This window comes from Methylobacterium sp. 88A (assembly GCF_000376345.1).
GTDB lineage: Bacteria > Pseudomonadota > Alphaproteobacteria > Rhizobiales > Beijerinckiaceae > Methylobacterium > Methylobacterium bullatum.
In genome coordinates, this window is record NZ_AQVT01000001.1 from 2,009,039 (window position 1) to 2,025,076 (window position 16,038).

Consider the following 16,038-nt stretch of genomic DNA (forward strand, 5'->3'; position numbering starts at 1 on the left):
CCCCGATGCTGCAAAGCGTCGGCGACTCACAGCGAACCGAGCCGCCCATGCACGACATCCGCGCCATCCGCGAGAATCCGCAAGCGTTCGACGAAGCCCTGCGCCGTCGCGGCCTCGACGCGCTCTCGGCCGAGCTGATCGCCCTCGACGACACGCGCAAAGCCGCCACCTCGGCGGCGCAGGCCAACCAGGAGCGGCGCAACGCGCTGGCCAAGGAGATCGGCGGCGCGAAGAAGGCGAAGGACGAGGCGCGTGCCGCCGAGTTGATGGAAGAGGTGGCGCGGCTGAAGGAGGAGGGGCCCGCCCTGGAGGCGGCCCAGACGGAGGCCGGCAAAGTCCTCGACGACCGCCTCGCGGCGATCCCCAACCGCCCGAACCCGGAGGTGCCGGAAGGCGCCGACGAGCACGGCAATGTCGAGCACCGCGCCTTTTCCGGCAGCCGCACCAAGCTCGCCACCGGCCGCCAGCATTTCGAGCTCGGCGAGGCCTTCGGCCTGATGGATTTCGAGGCGGCCTCGCGCATGTCCGGCGCACGGTTCGTGGTGCTCAAGGGCCAGCTCGCGCGGCTGGAGCGGGCGCTGGGCCAGTTCATGCTCGATCTTCACACCGGCGAGCACGGCTACACCGAAGTGGCGCCGCCGATCCTGGTGCGCGACGAGGCGATGTTCGGCACCGCGCAGCTGCCGAAGTTCCGGGACGACCAGTTCCGGGCCGGAGAGGAGCACTGGCTCATCCCCACGGCCGAAGTCCCCCTCACTAACCTCGTGCGTGAGTCGATCCTCTCCGAGGACGAGCTACCCTTACGCTTCACCGCGCTGACCCCGTGCTTCCGCGCCGAGGCCGGGTCGGCCGGGCGCGACACGCGCGGCATGCTGCGCCAGCACCAGTTCAACAAGGTCGAGCTCGTCTCGATCACCACGCCCGATCAATCGGCCAACGAGCACGAGCGGATGCTCGGCTCGGCCGAGGCGATCCTGAAGAAGCTCGACCTGACCTACCGGGTGATGACGCTCTGCACCGGCGACATGGGCTTTGCCAGCCAGAAGACCTACGACATCGAGGTCTGGATGCCGGGGCAGGAGACGTTTCGCGAGATCTCGTCCTGCTCGGTCTGTGGCGACTTCCAGGCGCGGCGGATGAATACGCGCTACCGCCCGAAGGAGGGCAAGGGCGCACAATTCGTGCATACCCTCAACGGATCGGGCGTCGCGGTCGGCCGCGCCCTCATCGCCGTGATGGAAAATTACCAGAACCCGGACGGCAGCGTCACCATCCCGTCGGTTCTCAAGCCCTACATGGGCGGAATCGAGAAGATCGAAGGGCTCAAGAGCTGATGCGCATCCTGGTCACCAACGACGACGGCATCCACGCGCCGGGCCTCGAAACCCTGGAGGGCATCGCCCGGACCCTGTCCGACGACGTCTGGGTCGTGGCGCCCGAGAGCGATCAGTCCGGCGTCTCGCACTCCCTGTCGCTCAACGATCCCCTGCGCCTGCGCCAGGTCTCCGAGAAGCGCTTCGCCGTGAAGGGCACGCCCTCCGATTGCGTGATCATGGGCGTGCGCCACATCCTCAAGGACCACGGGCCGGACCTCGTCCTGTCCGGGGTCAATCGCGGCCAGAACGTCGCCGAGGACGTGACCTATTCCGGCACCATCGCGGCGGCCATGGAGGGCACCATCCTCAACGTGCGCTCCATCGCCCTGAGCCAGGCCTACGGCGCCGGCGGGCGCGGGGCGATCAAATGGGCATGCGCCGCCCATCACGGGCCGGGCGTGGTCAAGAAGATCCTGGAGATCGGGATCGAGCCCGGCATCGTCGTCAACGTCAACTTCCCCGATTGCGAGCCCGAGGAAGTCGCGGGCACCTCCGTGGCCGCGCAGGGGATGCGCAATCAGGCGCTGCTCGCCATCGATGCGCGCCATGACGGACGCGGCAACCCGTATTTCTGGCTCGCCTTCGCCAAGGCGCGGTTCGAGCCCGGCCACGGCACCGACCTGAAGGCCATCGCCGAGAATCGCATCTCGGTGACGCCTCTGCGCCTCGATCTCACCGACGAGCCGACGCTGACGCGCTTCGCGCAAGCCTTCGCCGAGTGAGCCTTCGCCGAGTGAGACGCTCCGGGAATCGGAACGTCCGCGCACAGCCGTGAGACGACGTCCATGACGATGGAAGGCTCGGTCGAGGATGCCGCCTTCGTCATGGCCCTGCGCGGCCTCGGCGTGCGCGACACCGATACCCTGCGGGCGATGGAGCGGGTGCCCCGCGCTCGTTTCGCGCCCCGCGAGCACCGGGATCTCGCCCGGCGGGACGTGGCCCTGCCGCTCGCCTGCGGACAGACCATGTCGGCCCCCACCGTGGTCGCCGCGATGCTCACCGCCCTGAAGGTGAAGCCCGGCGCCCGCATCCTCGAGATCGGCACCGGCTCGGGCTACGTCACCGCCCTGCTCATCCGCCTCGGCGCCGCCTCCATCCTGAGCGTCGAGCGCTACGCCACCCTGGCGGAGGATGCCGTCTCGGCCCTCGACCCGGAGGACCGAGTGATCGCCCGTGTGGAGGTCGGCGACGGCCTCGATCCCGACGTCGCAGGGGAGGGGGCGTTCGACCGCATCCTGGTCAACGGCACCCTGCCGGCCATGCCCGCCCATCTCGACTCCCTCCTGGCGCCCGGCGGCAGGCTGGTGGGCGCTCTCGCGCAGTCGGGCGGGGCGCGCCTCGTCCTCGCCGATCGGGGCGGGGACGGCGCCGTCGTTAAAAATCTCGGCGTCCAATTAAGGCTGGCGCCCCTCACACCCGGCAGAGCCTTCGTTCTCTAGGCAACGGGCACAGGCCCGGATCCAGGGACCCAAATCCTTGATCCATCACGATCTTCTCGCCGGGCACTACCGCGGTCGATTTGGAGCGAGCCGGGACGTGCCTGCCAGGAAAGTTCCTTGCGCGCCGAAAACGTGGTGAACGGGAACGGTTGTTTAACCTGAATCCCGTTTGAATGACGTCATCAAGTTGCGTCAGGCAAACAGGTGCGTCGATGCGGGTTCGCGGGACTGGTCTAGGGTTGAGGACGCTGTCGCGTTTCGCGCTCATCGGTGTGATCGGCGGCAGTGCCGCCGGATGCTCAACCGATGCGTCGCGGTTGGGCGACCCCTTCGGGAACCCCTTCGCCTCGAATGTTTCGAGTGAGCCGAGCGCCACGGGCAGCCTGCCCGATGACGGCGAGATGGCTCCGGCTCCGGCGGTACGGACCCCCAGGATCCAGTCGCAGGCCCTCGGTGCGCCGATGTCGCCGCGTCCGCTGGCCGCGACGCCTCCCATGGCCACGGGCCGCGTCGCCTCCACCGCGCCGTCCTCCGGGATGGTCTCCGGCATGAACCCCTCGGGAATGAATCCGGCGGGCATGAATCCGGATGCCGGCCGCGGCATGGTCGCGACCCCGCGCACCGTTCCTGCGGCGCCCCCGCCGCGCATCCCGTTCAATGCCGGGGCCAAGGCCGCGGAGGCCCGGGCCGCCGAGGCGAAGGCTCGAGCCGAAGCTGCCCGCGCCGAGGCTGCGCGCCAGGACAGCGTCCGCCAGGAAGCCGCCCGCAAGGAATCCGAAGCCCGGACGCTGGCTGCGGCCAAGACTGCCGCCGAGGCCAAAAAGATCGCCGAGGCGAACAAGGCGTCGGAGTCCAAGCGCGCCGTGGAAACCAAGAAGCTGGCGGAGGCCAAGCTCGCGGCCGATGCCAAGCATGCGGCCGAAGCCAGGAAACTCGCGGAGGCCAAGAAGGTCGCTGAGGTGAAGAAGGCCGCCGAGGCGAAGAAGCCCGTCGAGGTCGCCAAGGCCGAGGCTCCGAAGGTCGATCCCGCCAAGGCGAAGGCCGAGGCCGCCCGCAAGGCCGCGGACGCCGAGGCCAAGCTCGCCAAGGCCGAAGCCGCCAAGGATGCGGCCAAGAAGGTCGCCGAGGCCAAGGCCGCCGACTTGGCAGCCGCCAAGGCCAAGACCGCGCCGGTCAAGGTCGCCTCACTGACGCCCGTGCCCGAGAAGGCCGAGCCCGCCAGCACCGGCTCCGTCGCGGCTCCCGCCGCCGAGCCCGACCAGTCGTTCCGTTGGCCCGCCAAGGGCCGGGTGATCTCCGGCTACGGCACCAGCGGCAACGAGGGCATCAACATCTCGGTGCCCGAGGGTACGGCGGTGAAGGCCGCCGAGGACGGCACGGTCGCTTATGCCGGCTCGGACGTGAAGGGCTACGGCAAGCTGGTGCTGGTTCGCCACACCAACGGCTACGTCTCGGCCTACGCCCATAACGGCGAACTTGACGTCCGCCCCGGCGAGAAGGTGAAGCGCGGCCAGACCATCGCCAAGTCCGGCGCCTCGGGCAACGTGACTTCGCCCCAGCTGCACTTCGAGATCCGCAAGGGTGCGACCCCGGTCGATCCGATGCCGCACCTCGCCAGCAACTGAGCGCATTCAAGACCCAACGAAAACGGCGGCTCGCAGGAGCCGCCGTTTTCGTTTGTAGATCCGCCTGATCCCTACCCATCCACCTCAGGACGAGGTCGTGAATGGGAAGAAGGGGCGATCCGCCGTTTCGGCCGGGAGCGCGCGAGGCCTCAATCGAGCCGCTGTCCCAGCCGCCCTGCCAGGTCCTGGATGAACTGAAAGGCGGTGCGGCCGGAGCGCGAACCGCGGGTGGTGGCCCATTCCAGGGCCTCGGCCCGTACCGTATCCGGGTCGGCCTTCAGCCCGTGGCGCTCCACATAGGCGCGGATCATGGCGAGGTACTCGTCCTGGCTGCATTTGTGGAAGCCGAGCCAGAGGCCGAAGCGGTCGGAGAGCGAAACTTTCTCCTCCACAGCCTCGCCGGGATTGATCGCGGTGGAGCGCTCGTTCTCCACCATGTCGCGGGCGAGGAGATGCCGCCGGTTGGAGGTGGCGTAGAACAGCACGTTGTCGGGTCGGCCCTCGATGCCGCCGTCGAGAGCCGTCTTGAGCGACTTGTACGATGTGTCGTCGCCGTCGAAGGACAGGTCGTCGCAGAACACGATCCAGCGGTGCGCATCGCCGCGCAGGGTCGCCATGAGGTCGGGCAGGGCCTCGATGTCCTCGCGGTGGATCTCCACCAGCTTCATCGGTAGCTCGCCCTCCGCCCACTCCGCGTTGATCCGGGCATGGGCCGCCTTCACCAGGGACGACTTGCCCATGCCGCGCGCGCCCCAGAGCAGGGCGTTGTTGGCAGGCAGGCCTTTGGCGAAGCGCGTGGTGTTGTCCACGAGGATGTCGCGGGCCCGGTCGATGCCGGTCAGCAGATCGATCTCCACCCGGTTGACCTTCGGCACCGGGATCAGACGACGGTCCGATCCCCAGAGGAAGGCATCCGCCGCATTCAGGTCCAGGACCGGCTTCGCGGCCGGGGCGGAACGCTCCAGGGCGGCGGCGATCCGCTCGAGGACGGGCAGGATCGCGTCGAGCATCGCCCGGTCGGCAGGTGGGGTCGAGGTCATGGCGTCTCGAAACTCCTTGGATGTGCTGTCGAGCGCGTCCATACGGACAATGCGGCGGAAAATCACGGGTGCGGCATCGGGGGCGGGCCATCCGATCCGCGCATCCTGCGGACGCGCCGTTGCTTTCACCAAGTGCATGGCTATAGTCCGCGCGCTTTTCGACCTGTCCTGACGCGCCCATACCCGCCTGCGCGCAGCTCCCCAGGACCGGCTCAGCCCAAGGAGTCACCCGCTTGATTACCCCCGCCTTCGCGCAAGGGGCCACCGCGGCCGCTGGCGGAGCGGACATCGCCTTGCAGGTGGTGCCGTTCGTCCTCATCTTCGTCATCATGTACTTCCTGATCCTCCGCCCGCAGCAGCGCCGCGTGAAGGAGCATCAGGCCCTCGTGAAGAACGTGCGCCGGGACGACACCATCGTCACCACCGGCGGGCTGGTCGGCCGCGTCACCAAGGTTGCCGACGAGGCCTCCGAGATCGAGGTCGAGATCGCCCCGAACGTCAGGGTGAAGATCGTCCGCACCATGATTTCGGAAGTCCGCGTCAAGGGCGGCACGGTCAAAGCGGCCTGACATCCCGGGGCCGTCACGCGCGGCTGCCTTAGGCACCGCTTGAAGATGCCGGTGCAAACACCGGCATCGTAAGAAGAAACGGAACGGGCGGATGCTGCGCTTTTCGAGAACCAAGATCGTCGCGACGCTGGCCGTCATCCTCATCGGCCTGAGCCTCGCCGTGCCGAGCTTCTTCTCGGCCGAGCAGCGCAAGGGCTTCATGGCCTCCCTGCCGGGCTGGTTCCCGAGCTGGATCGTGCCCCAGCGTGCCATCGTGCTGGGGCTCGATCTCCAGGGCGGCTCGCAGATCCTCCTCGAGATCGACCGGAACGACCTGATCCGCTCGCAAACCACGGGTCTGCGCGACGACGTGCGCCGCACCCTGCGCGAGGCCGGCATCACCCCAGAAGGCGGAATCCAAGTGATCCCGCGTGGCGTCCAGATCCGCATCTCCGATCCGGCCAACCGCGCCAAGGCCCTGCCAAAGCTGCGCGAACTGTCCCAGCCGATCTCCAACGCCATGGTGGCCCAGGCCGGCGGCCAGACCCTCGACGTCACAGACCGGCCCGACGGCACGATCCAGCTCCTGCTCACCGATGCCGGCCTCACCGACCGCACCCGCCGGGCCGTGACCCAGGCCATCGAAGTTATCCGCCGCCGCATCGATTTCGGCGGCACCAAAGAGCCCTCGATCCAGCAGCAGGGCGCCGACCGCGTCCTCGTCCAGGTCCCGGGCTTGCAGGACCCGCAGCAGCTCGAGGATCAGCTCGGCAAGACCGCCAAGCTCGAATTCCGCATGCTCGCCGATTCGCCCTCCGGCGACGTGGACATGCTCACCAACAAGGACGAGGGCGGCGGCAAGGTACCGGTGGAGCGCCGGGTCATGGCCGATGGCGGCGATCTCACCGACGCGCAGCCGGCCTTCGACCAGCAGAGCCACGAGCCCATGGTGAGCTTCAAGTTCAACCTGAAGGGCGCCCAGCGCTTCGGTCAGGCGACCTCGGAGAATGTCGGCCGCCGCATGGCCATCGTGCTCGACAACGAGGTCGTCTCGGCGCCGCGCATCAACACCCCGATCACCGGCGGTTCGGGCCAGATCACCGGCAACTTCACCGTCAAGCAGGCCAACGACCTCTCGATCCTGCTGCGCGCCGGCGCCTTGCCCGCCAAGCTCACCGTGGTCGAGCGCCGCGTGGTCGGCCCCGGCCTCGGCAACGATTCCATCGAGGCGGGCAAGAAGGCGACCATGGTCGCCGGCATCCTCGTCATCGTCTTCATGTTCGCCACCTATGGGGTATTCGGCTTCTTCGCCAACATCGCCCTCCTCGTCCATGTGGGCCTCATCCTCGGCCTGATGTCGGTGCTGGAGGCGACCATGACCCTGCCGGGCATCGCCGGCATCGTGCTCACCATCGGCACGGCGGTGGATTCCAACGTGCTGATCTACGAGCGCGTGCGGGAAGAGGTGCGGGCGGGACGCTCCATCGTCTCGGCCCTGCAGGCCGGCTTCGACAAGGCCTTCGCCACCATCATCGATTCGAACTCGACCATGGCCATCGCCGCCCTGATCCTGTTCTTCCTCGGCTCCGGCCCGGTGAAGGGCTTCGCCGTGGTGTTCATCCTCGGCATCCTCACCACCGTCATCACGGCAGTGACGCTCACCCGCATGATGATCGCCCTGTGGTACAACTACGCCCGACCCAAGGCCTTGCCGTTCTGAAACAAAGCTCTGCCGTTCTGAAATCAGTCCGAGCATTCACAGTTTGCGAGAGGAGCCCGATCCGGTTTTCGAGTGATCCGTCCATCTGCAAAACAATCCCGTCACCCCGGGGCCGCTAAGCGGAGCCCGGGATCCAGACACCCGGGATTGCCAGGAGAACCTCCACCTGTGTGCCTGGATTCCGGGCTCGCGCTGCGGGCGCCCCGGAATGACGGACGTGCGGTGGAACCGGACGCGCTCTTTTCGACGACCCGATCGACCTCATTGCCGAAAGACCGAGACCGAACATGCGTCTGCTCCGCCTCTGGCCCGATGAGTCGCACGTCGACTTCATGCGCTTCCGGCGCTTCACCTTCCCGCTCTCGGCCTTGCTGTCGGTGGGGACGGTGATCCTGTTCCTGACGGTCGGCCTGAATTTCGGCATCGACTTCAAGGGCGGCACCCTGGTGGAGCTGCAGGCGAAATCGAAGACGGCCGACGTGGCCGCCGTGCGCCACACCGCCAACAGCTTCGGCTTCGGCGAGACCGAGGTGCAGGAACTCGGCGGCGACGGGCAGATCCTCGTCCGCTTCCCGCTCCAGCCCGGCGAGCAGGGCCAGACGGCGGTGATGCAGAAGGCGCACGGCGCTTTCGACGCGGAATACGAGTTCCGCCGCACCGAGACAGTGGGACCGCGCGTCTCGGGCGAGCTCGTTCAGTCGGGTACGCTCGGCGTGGTGCTGTCGGTGCTCGCGGTGCTGCTCTACCTCTGGTTCCGCTTCGAGCGGGAACTGGCGCTCGGCGCCATCGTCGGGACCCTGCACGACATCGTGCTCACCATCGGCATCTTCGTCATCAGCCGGATCGAGTTCAACATGACCTCGATCGCGGCGATCCTCACCATCGTCGGCTACTCGCTGAACGAGACAGTGGTGGTGTTCGACCGGACCCGCGAGCTGATGCGGCGTTACAAGACCATTCCCACGGTGGAGTTGCTCAACCTGTCGATCAACTCCACCATGTCGCGCACGGTGATGACGGCGACCTCCGCCTTCCTGTCGCTGCTCGCCCTGGTGCTGTTCGGCGGAGAGGCGATCCAGGGCTTCGCCGTGGTGATGCTCGCAGGCGTGGTGATCTGCACCTATTCGGCGATCTTCGTGTCGACCCCGGTCCTGATCTATCTCGGCCTGATGCTGTCGGGCGTGAAGTCGCAGAGCCGTCCCACCGGCGGCCGCGTGCCCCAGGCGGCGGAGTAGAAATGGCGGAGGGCAGCCTGCATGACGGGTTCGTTCCCGGGCGCCACCTCATCGACGCCTATGGCAATGGCGGCTTTCGCTTCGCCGACATGTCGCATCGCGGCTCGATCCTGGTGACGCCGGGGGGCATCAGGGCCTGGGATGTCGTGGAGGCCAAGGCCATCGACCGCAACGCCCTGCGCCCGGTCGTGGCCGAGGCGGGGGCGGTCGAGCTCCTCCTCATCGGCACCGGCCTCGACATCGCGCCGTTTCCGGACAATCTGCGCCGCTGGCTCAAGGACAACGGAATCGGCCTGGACGTGATGCAGACGGGGGCCGCCGCGCGGACCTACAACATCCTGATGGCGGAGAACCGCAAGGTCGCCGCCGCGATGATCGCGGTCGCGTGACGAAGACCGAGACCAGCCCCGGAACGGCCGAACCCCTCGCCTTCGCCTTCTCGCATTGCGAGGCCCTTGTCCGCGAGGGCGACCCGGACCGCTACTTCGCCACCCTGTTCGCGCCGGCAGCCTTCCGGCCGCATCTCTTCGCGCTTGCCGCCTTCAGCCTCACCATCGCCCGCGTGCGCGACGCCGTCACCAACCCGATGGCGGGCGAGATCCGCCTGCAATGGTGGCGCGACGCGCTGCAGGGGGAGGCGAGGGGGGACGTGAAGGCCAACCCGGTGGCCGCCGCGCTGGACGACGCCATCGTCAAGCGCAAGCTCGGGCGCCAACCCTTCGTCGATCTGATCGATGCCCGCGTCTTCGACCTCTACGACGATCCGATGCCGCGGGTGAACGATCTCGAAGGCTATTGCGGGGAGACCGCCTCCTCGCTCATCCGCCTCGGCGGCCTCGTCCTCTGCGACGGCGCGGAGCCGGGGGGCGCCGCAGCCGCCGGCCATGCCGGTGTCGCCTTCGGTGTCGTCGGATTGCTGCGGGCGCTGCCGTGGCACGCCCGCAACGGGCAGGTCTACCTGCCGGCCGATATCCTCAAGGATCATGGCGTCACCCGCGAAGACATCGTCACGGGACGCGGCGGCCCCGGTCTCCTCGGGGCGACGGCCGATCTGCGGACCCTGGCCCGGCGCCACCTTAAGGCCTTCGAGGACGCGCGAGCCACCATCGCGCCTGCCGCTCTGCCCGCCTTCCTGCCGACGGCCCTGGTGGAACCGAGCCTCGCGATGATGGAGCGGCCGGGCTACGACCCGCTCAACACGATCATCGCCCTGCCGCGCTGGCGGCGGCTGTGGCGCCTCTGGAGGGGGTCAAGAAGGGGATGAGATTTCCCCCAACCTGCCACTTCATCCTGAGACGCCGCGCAGCGGCCTCGAAGGAAACCTCCAGTACCCGCGGCGCGAACTGGAGGCCTCCTTCGAGGCCTGCGCTTCACTCCGGCGCCTCAGGATGAGGTGGTGGGTGGGAGGGCGTGCACCCCGGACTGCATTCCTGCCCGTCGCACGAAACGAAAGAAAAGCCCCCCGACAGTACTCCGTCGGGAGGCCAAGGCTTCAGCGTGCCTTCTTCGTCAGCTTCTCCGCGATCTCGAACATCTCCTGCGGGGCGTAGTCCGGGGTAAAGGCCGAAGGGACGCCGGTGAGCTGGTGGATCTTGCCGCCGTCGGGCATGCCCTCGACCACCGACAATTCGCCCGGCGGATCACCCGGCAGAGCCATCTCGCCATTGCCCCAGATGCCGGCCATCTCCGTGTAGTCACCGGGGCTGAAGGTGTAGAGCCGGCGGTGCGAGCCCTCCTGCAGGTATTTTTGGCATTCGGGAATCTTGTCGAGGTTGATGTTCGGCGTCGGCAGGAACTTCTCGATTTCGACGCCTGTGATCTTCTTCAATGCCAGGGCGTAGGCATGGGCGTGGACCGAGCCGCGCACGAGAAGGTAGCCGCAGACCTCACGGCCCGTGGGGTCTGTCAGGGTCTCGTAGACGCGCAGCTTGTGCAGGCGGGCGCCGCATTCGAGATGGAAATTGTGGAGCAGATCGACGACCACGTTGCCGGTGGTGGTGATGAAATCGTTGTTCCAGGACGCGCCGTTGCTGTTCACCGGGGTGACGCCACCGCCATTCGACAGGAACGCGGCCGCAAGGCGAATGTCCTTCATGTCCTCGAAGGGCGCACCCGAAATGTCGCCGCCATCTTTCTCGTCGCCGTCATTGTCGGGGCCGTTGTTGAGCATGGCGACGCCATTGCTCACCAACTCCACATGGCCCAGCTCCTCGGCGGTGATCGCGGCAACGAGGCTATAGAACGGGCGTAGCTTAGACTTGCTGCGGAAATTGAAGCTCTGGAACATGTAATTCCCAAGAGTCGACATCTCCCCATACTTACCGCCTAGCAATTCCTGCAGGGCCGCAGCGGCGTTCGGATCTTTCCTTTTGGGTGCGGGAAGCTCGGCTTGTAGCTTGTCGACTCGCATAAACATAGGTTTATCTCCGTATCGCCGGTATGCAGGATACCAACGGGAACGGTCTCCCCACTCTCATGTTCCGAGGCTGCGACAGGTCGCACAGCGGCTTCGCTTCCGTTTTGGAACGGCTCCGCTTGCGTTTCGAAGGACATGCCTTGCTGTTTTTGGAGCGTCTCCGGTCTCGGCGGACAGAAAGCGAAGCACGCGCGCAACATGATCTGAATACAAGATTCTTCGCGTTGAGCCTGCTCCACTGCTCTGCTAGCTACGATGTCAAGGGCCCGGCGAGAGATCGGGCTCACCGAGGAGCGCGACGCCCGTGAATACCTGGAATCAAGTCTACGACCCGTTCGGGAGCCCTTGGCTCTCGACACTGGCCGCCTCCCTGCCGGTGATCGCCCTGCTCGGCATGATCGCCAGCGGCAAGGTCAAGGCTCACATCGCCGCTGTCCTCTCCCTTGTCCTGGCGTTCTGCGTCGCCGTCTTCCTGTTCGGCATGCCGGCGGATCTGGCCACCCGCGCCTCCGGCTACGGCATCGCCCTCGGGCTTTTCCCCATCGGCTGGATCATCCTCAACGTCATCTTCCTCTACCGGCTCACGGTGGAGAAGGGCTGGTTCGCCACCCTGCAGCAGTCGGTAGCCGGCATCACCACCGACAGGCGGCTCCAGCTGCTGCTGGTCGCCTTCGCCTTCGGCGCGTTCTTCGAAGGAGCGGGCGGTTTCGGCACCCCCGTGGCGGTCACCGGCGCCATCCTGATCGGCCTCGGCTTCTCGCCGCTGGCCGCCTCGGGCCTGTCGCTCATCGCCAACACCGCCCCGGTGGCCTATGGCGCGCTCGGAGCGCCCATCGCCGGCCTCGCCTCGGTGACCGGCTATGACCCCTACGTTCTCGGCGCCATGATCGGCCGGCAGCTGCCGTTCTTCTCGGTGCTGGTGCCGTTCTGGCTGATCTGCGTGTTCGCGGGTTTCCGCGGGATGCTGCAGATCTGGCCCGCCATCCTCGTCTGCGGCGGCTCGTTCGCGCTCGCCCAGTTCGGCATCTCGAACTACGTCAACCCGTGGATCGTCGACATCGGCGCCGCGCTCGTCTCCATGGGCGCCCTGGTGCTGTTCCTGCGCTTCTGGCGCCCGGCAGTGATCTGGACCTCGCCGGCGCTTCGCGGCAACGATCCGTCCATCGGCTACGTCACCACCGTCGACGGCCCCAAGGCCGCCGCCGCCACCCGCACCGCCACCTCTTCCGAGATCCTGCTGGCCTGGGTGCCGTGGATCATCCTTTCGGTGATCGTGGCGATCTGGGGCACCAAGTTCTTCAAGGACATCGTCGACCCGATCTTCATCTGGAACTATCCGGTGCCGGGCCTGCACAACGTCATCATGAAGGTGCCCCCCGTGGTGGCCACCGCCCATCCGGAGCCTGCCGTCTTCAAGTTCGCCTACATGTCCTACACCGGCACCGGCGTGCTGTTCGCGGCCATCATCTCCGGCCTCCTGATGCGGTTCTCGCCCTGGCGCCTCGTGACCGCCTACATCGAGACCATCTGGGTGCTGCGCTACTCGCTCATCACCATCTCGGCGATGCTGGCGCTCGGCGTGCTCACCCGTTACGCGGGCGTCGATGCCACGTTGGGTCTCGCCTTTGCGGGCACGGGCATCCTCTACCCGTTCTTCGGCACCCTGCTGGGCTGGCTCGGCGTCGCGCTCACGGGCTCCGACACCGCGTCGAACGTCCTGTTCGGCGGGTTGCAGAAAATCACCTCGGAACAGCTCGGCCTGTCGGGCATCCTCATGGCCTCGGCGAACTCGTCGGGCGGCGTCATGGGCAAGATGATCGACGCCCAGTCGATCGTCGTCGCCTCCACCGCCACCGGCTATTTCGGCCAGGAGAGCAAGATCCTGCGCTTCGTGTTCTGGCACTCCATCGTGCTGGCCTGCCTCGTCGGCGTGCTCGTGATGCTGCAGGCCTACGTCTATCCGTTCAACGCGATGGTCATCCATCCGTAAGGGCGAACCGATAGGCCGGATCGATGACCCGTCCCGGCGATGCCGGGGCGGGTTTCATTTTTGTCGCGCCGCGCGAGGAACCAGCCCTTCGGCGAAGAGGGATCTTGCCCTCGTGGCCGCGCGGCTCCACCACGGAAGCCATGTTCTTCCGCACGCTCGCCTCGCGCTACTCCCTGTCGAACCTGCCCGCGCAGGCGACCGCACGCCTGCGTCTCGCGCCGCTGGTCCAGGCGGATGCGGAGGCGGTCCAGGCCCTCACCGACGATCAGGCGATCACGGGAGCGGTGGATTTCCTGCCCGATCCCTTCACCCTCGATCATGCCCGCCGCCTGATCGGCAGGGGGAAGCCGACCAAGGACTGCTTCCTCGGGGCCAAGGCCGACGGCGTTCTCGTGGCGGTGGTCGGTCTCCACCTGCGTGGCGAGCACGCGGTGGAACTCGGCTACTGGGTCGGCGGCGGCGCCCGGGGCCAGGGCTACGGCAGCGAGGCGGTGACGGGGGCCATCGCGATCCTGCGCAAGCGCTTCCCCCACCGCTTCATCGTCGCCGAGTGCCGGCCCGAGAACGAAGCCTCGCGCGGCCTCCTTCTCAAGACCGGGTTTCGCGATACCGGTGACGAGGGCCACCGGCCGGGCCGGCGCATCTTTTCGCTGGATCCGGTGTGATTGGACGATGTCGGAATCGCAGCCGCGGAGGGAGGCGTGACCGAAGGCGGCAATAGAAAATTTCTTGCCAAGCGGTTCAATGAGCACGTCAAGCTTCTCGCGACGCTCTTCAACGCCTTGTCGATTGCAACATTCGGCGCCGCCTTCGTCGTGCCGCTCGCGCAAGGCCAATATGGCGTGCTCAGCGGAGGACATTGGATTTTGATTTTCGCTGCCCTCGCACTACATTTAGCGGGGCACGCTGCTCTTCGATTCATGCGCAGTGAGGATTGAAGCTCGATGACGCTCTCCCTGCAGATCGCCGGCCTCGCCGCCATTCTCATCGTTGGTGGATTGTCCGCGCTCAAGCTCGCGGCGATGGATTTCGACCGGCGCCACCCACGCCGCACCGAGCCCGCATCACGCGATTGATCGTGGACGGACCTGAGGTCGGTTGCGGCTTCTGGTGGCACTGCCCCGAAAGCGTTCGCTGGAAAAACCGAAGTCTTGGTTCGCATGTCCCCCGCCCCCTACGCGGGGAGAGGGCATGCGCACGCGCCGTCTATTCCGCCGCGATCGGTACCGCCTCGCCTCTCATCCACGAAGCCAGATCCGCCCGCGCCCGGTCGGTATAGGCGCGCTTCTTCGCCACCGCCTTTTCCGGCCCCTTCAGGCGCTTGCCGCCTTCGCCCTTCGGGGACTGGGCGAGGGGCGGAAACAGGCCGAAATTCACGTTCATCGGCTGGAACGAGCGGGGGCTCCCGACCTCCTCGGCTGCGATGTGGCCGCCGGTGATGTGGCCGATGAGGGCGCCGAGCGCCGTGGTGGCGGGGAGCGGCGCCAGGGTCTCGCCGCGTGCCTCGGCCACGGCGAAGCGACCGGCCATGAGGCCGATGGCGGCGCTCTCGACATAGCCCTCGCAGCCCGTGATCTGTCCGGCGAAGCGCAGGCTCGGCCGGGCCTTGAGGCGCAGGGTCCCGTCGAGGAGACGGGGTGAATCGAGATAGGTGTTGCGGTGGAGGCCGCCGAGACGCGCGAATTCGGCGTTTTCCAGGCCGGGAATCGTGCGGAACACCCGGACCTGTTCAGAATAGGTCAGCTTCGTCTGGAAGCCGACCATGTTGTAGAGGGTGCCCAGCGCATTGTCCTGGCGCAGCTGGACGATGGCGCAAGCCTTCACCGTGGGATCGTGCGGGTTGGTGAGGCCGACGGGCTTCATCGGGCCGTGACGCAGGGTCTCGGGCCCGCGCTCGGCCATGACCTCGATCGGCAGGCAGCCGTCGAAATAGGGGGTGGTCGCCTCCCATTCCTTGAACCCGATCTTGTCGCCCGCGATCAGCGCCTGGATGAAGGCGTCGTACTGTTCGCGGTTCATCGGGCAGTTGATGTAATCGGCCCCCGTCCCGCCCGGCCCGACCTTGTCGTAGCGCGACTGGAACCAGGCCTTGTCCATGTCGATGGAGTCGCGGTGGACGATGGGCGCGATGGCGTCGAAGAAGGCCAGCGCCTCGGCCCCGGTAAGGCCGCGGATCGCTTCCGCCAGGGCGGGCGAAGTGAGGGGGCCGGTGGCGATGATGGTCCGGCCCCATTCCTCCGGCGGCAGCCCCTCGACCTCTTCGCGGGCGATGGTGACGAGGGGATGCGCCTCCAGAGCGGCGGTGACGGCGGCGGCGAACCCGTTCCGGTCCACGGCGAGCGCGCCGCCGGCCGGCACCTGGTTGGCGTCGGCAGCGCGCAGGATCAGCGAACCGAGCGTCCTCATCTCCTGGTGCAGCAGGCCGACGGCGTTGCCGTTGGCATCGTCCGAGCGGAACGAGTTCGAGCAGACGAGCTCGGCCAGGTCCTGACCGTGATGCGCCTCGGTGGCACGCACCGGGCGCATCTCGTGGAGCACCACAGCATGACCGCTCTCGGCGATCTGCCAGGCGGCCTCGGACCCGGCGAGGCCGCCGCCGACGATATGGATGGGGGAAGTGTCTGCTCGGTCCGTCATGGGCACGGGATA

General features: G+C 67.3%; 16 protein-coding genes. 13 read left to right on the forward strand and 3 right to left on the reverse strand.

Going from position 1 to position 16,038, the window contains the following annotated elements; all coding sequences use genetic code 11:
* Positions 1-47 precede the first annotated feature (47 nt).
* From serS to A3OM_RS0109540, 4 genes are all read left to right on the forward strand, one after another.
* Positions 48-1,334: a serine--tRNA ligase gene (serS, locus tag A3OM_RS0109525; RefSeq protein ID WP_026175881.1), complete on the forward strand. Its 1,287-nt coding sequence runs from the start codon at positions 48-50 to the stop codon at positions 1,332-1,334.
* Entirely contained in the window at positions 1,334-2,098 is a 765-nt protein-coding gene (gene surE / locus A3OM_RS0109530; protein ID WP_018043524.1) for a 5'/3'-nucleotidase SurE, read from the forward strand. Before serS ends, surE begins: the two co-directional genes overlap by 1 nt.
* A 69-nt stretch (positions 2,099-2,167) precedes the next feature.
* A complete protein-coding gene (locus A3OM_RS0109535) occupies positions 2,168-2,815 on the forward strand; it encodes a protein-L-isoaspartate O-methyltransferase (RefSeq protein WP_043764593.1) in 648 nt (215 codons plus the stop codon).
* Between the two features lie 212 nt (positions 2,816-3,027).
* Positions 3,028-4,440 (forward strand): M23 family metallopeptidase, encoded by a 1,413-nt coding sequence (locus A3OM_RS0109540; protein ID WP_026175882.1) that lies wholly within the window; start codon positions 3,028-3,030, stop codon positions 4,438-4,440.
* Between the two features lie 149 nt (positions 4,441-4,589).
* Here A3OM_RS0109540 and A3OM_RS0109545 read toward each other — a convergent pair whose 3' ends face one another.
* A complete protein-coding gene (locus tag A3OM_RS0109545) occupies positions 4,590-5,480 on the reverse strand; it encodes an ATP-binding protein (protein WP_026175883.1) in 891 nt (296 codons plus the stop codon).
* Positions 5,481-5,713: 233 nt separating this feature from the next.
* Here A3OM_RS0109545 and yajC point away from each other — a divergent pair, with 233 nt between their 5' ends.
* The 5 genes from yajC (at position 5,714) to A3OM_RS0109570 (ending at position 10,247) form a co-directional block, all read left to right on the forward strand.
* The gene (gene yajC / locus A3OM_RS0109550) at positions 5,714-6,049 is read left to right on the forward strand and encodes a preprotein translocase subunit YajC (protein ID WP_018043528.1); all 336 of its coding nucleotides are present in this window, start codon (positions 5,714-5,716) and stop codon (positions 6,047-6,049) included.
* Between the two features lie 91 nt (positions 6,050-6,140).
* The gene (gene secD / locus A3OM_RS0109555) at positions 6,141-7,748 is read left to right on the forward strand and encodes a protein translocase subunit SecD (RefSeq protein WP_018043529.1); all 1,608 of its coding nucleotides are present in this window, start codon (positions 6,141-6,143) and stop codon (positions 7,746-7,748) included.
* 287 nt (positions 7,749-8,035) lie between these two features.
* Entirely contained in the window at positions 8,036-8,983 is a 948-nt protein-coding gene (secF, locus tag A3OM_RS0109560) for a protein translocase subunit SecF (RefSeq protein ID WP_018043530.1), read from the forward strand.
* A gap of 2 nt (positions 8,984-8,985) precedes the next feature.
* Positions 8,986-9,372, forward strand: coding sequence for an MTH938/NDUFAF3 family protein (locus A3OM_RS0109565; protein ID WP_018043531.1), 387 nt, complete (start codon positions 8,986-8,988; stop codon positions 9,370-9,372).
* Positions 9,369-10,247 carry a phytoene/squalene synthase family protein gene (locus A3OM_RS0109570; protein ID WP_018043532.1) on the forward strand — a complete coding sequence of 293 codons (879 nt, stop codon included), beginning with the start codon at positions 9,369-9,371 and terminating at the stop codon, positions 10,245-10,247. Before A3OM_RS0109565 ends, A3OM_RS0109570 begins: the two co-directional genes overlap by 4 nt.
* Before the next feature lie 228 nt (positions 10,248-10,475).
* Here A3OM_RS0109570 and A3OM_RS0109575 read toward each other — a convergent pair whose 3' ends face one another.
* Positions 10,476-11,399 carry a manganese catalase family protein gene (locus A3OM_RS0109575; RefSeq protein ID WP_026175884.1) on the reverse strand — a complete coding sequence of 308 codons (924 nt, stop codon included), beginning with the start codon at positions 11,397-11,399 and terminating at the stop codon, positions 10,476-10,478.
* Between the two features lie 304 nt (positions 11,400-11,703).
* Between A3OM_RS0109575 and A3OM_RS0109580 the strand changes: the two genes are divergently transcribed.
* The 4 genes from A3OM_RS0109580 (at position 11,704) to A3OM_RS26565 (ending at position 14,465) form a co-directional block, all read left to right on the forward strand.
* Complete coding sequence (locus A3OM_RS0109580; RefSeq protein ID WP_018043534.1) at positions 11,704-13,389, forward strand: L-lactate permease; 1,686 nt, start codon at positions 11,704-11,706, stop codon at positions 13,387-13,389.
* 140 nt (positions 13,390-13,529) lie between these two features.
* A complete protein-coding gene (locus A3OM_RS0109585) occupies positions 13,530-14,054 on the forward strand; it encodes a GNAT family N-acetyltransferase (protein ID WP_018043535.1) in 525 nt (174 codons plus the stop codon).
* Between the two features lie 36 nt (positions 14,055-14,090).
* On the forward strand, positions 14,091-14,327 hold the full coding sequence (locus tag A3OM_RS0109590; protein WP_238253895.1) for a hypothetical protein: 237 nt from the start codon (positions 14,091-14,093) through the stop codon (positions 14,325-14,327).
* 6 nt (positions 14,328-14,333) lie between these two features.
* The gene (locus A3OM_RS26565; protein ID WP_018043537.1) at positions 14,334-14,465 is read left to right on the forward strand and encodes a hypothetical protein; all 132 of its coding nucleotides are present in this window, start codon (positions 14,334-14,336) and stop codon (positions 14,463-14,465) included.
* A 130-nt stretch (positions 14,466-14,595) separates the two neighbouring features.
* On the opposite strand, the gene trmFO is transcribed toward A3OM_RS26565, so the two are convergent.
* Positions 14,596-16,026: a methylenetetrahydrofolate--tRNA-(uracil(54)-C(5))-methyltransferase (FADH(2)-oxidizing) TrmFO gene (trmFO, locus tag A3OM_RS0109600; protein ID WP_018043538.1), complete on the reverse strand. Its 1,431-nt coding sequence runs from the start codon at positions 16,024-16,026 to the stop codon at positions 14,596-14,598.
* Positions 16,027-16,038 lie beyond the last annotated feature (12 nt).

Coding starts and splice junctions, on each gene's coding strand:
- serS (WP_026175881.1), top strand. CDS start 48: ATGCACGACATCCGCGCCATCCGCGAGAATCCGCAAGCGTTCGACGAA.
- surE (WP_018043524.1), top strand. CDS start 1,334: ATGCGCATCCTGGTCACCAACGACGACGGCATCCACGCGCCGGGCCTC.
- A3OM_RS0109535 (WP_043764593.1), top strand. CDS start 2,168: ATGGAAGGCTCGGTCGAGGATGCCGCCTTCGTCATGGCCCTGCGCGGC.
- A3OM_RS0109540 (WP_026175882.1), top strand. CDS start 3,028: ATGCGGGTTCGCGGGACTGGTCTAGGGTTGAGGACGCTGTCGCGTTTC.
- A3OM_RS0109545 (WP_026175883.1), bottom strand. CDS start 5,480: ATGACCTCGACCCCACCTGCCGACCGGGCGATGCTCGACGCGATCCTG.
- secD (WP_018043529.1), top strand. CDS start 6,141: ATGCTGCGCTTTTCGAGAACCAAGATCGTCGCGACGCTGGCCGTCATC.
- secF (WP_018043530.1), top strand. CDS start 8,036: ATGCGTCTGCTCCGCCTCTGGCCCGATGAGTCGCACGTCGACTTCATG.
- A3OM_RS0109565 (WP_018043531.1), top strand. CDS start 8,986: ATGGCGGAGGGCAGCCTGCATGACGGGTTCGTTCCCGGGCGCCACCTC.
- A3OM_RS0109575 (WP_026175884.1), bottom strand. CDS start 11,399: ATGTTTATGCGAGTCGACAAGCTACAAGCCGAGCTTCCCGCACCCAAA.
- A3OM_RS0109585 (WP_018043535.1), top strand. CDS start 13,530: ATGTTCTTCCGCACGCTCGCCTCGCGCTACTCCCTGTCGAACCTGCCC.
- A3OM_RS26565 (WP_018043537.1), top strand. CDS start 14,334: ATGACGCTCTCCCTGCAGATCGCCGGCCTCGCCGCCATTCTCATCGTT.
- trmFO (WP_018043538.1), bottom strand. CDS start 16,026: ATGACGGACCGAGCAGACACTTCCCCCATCCATATCGTCGGCGGCGGC.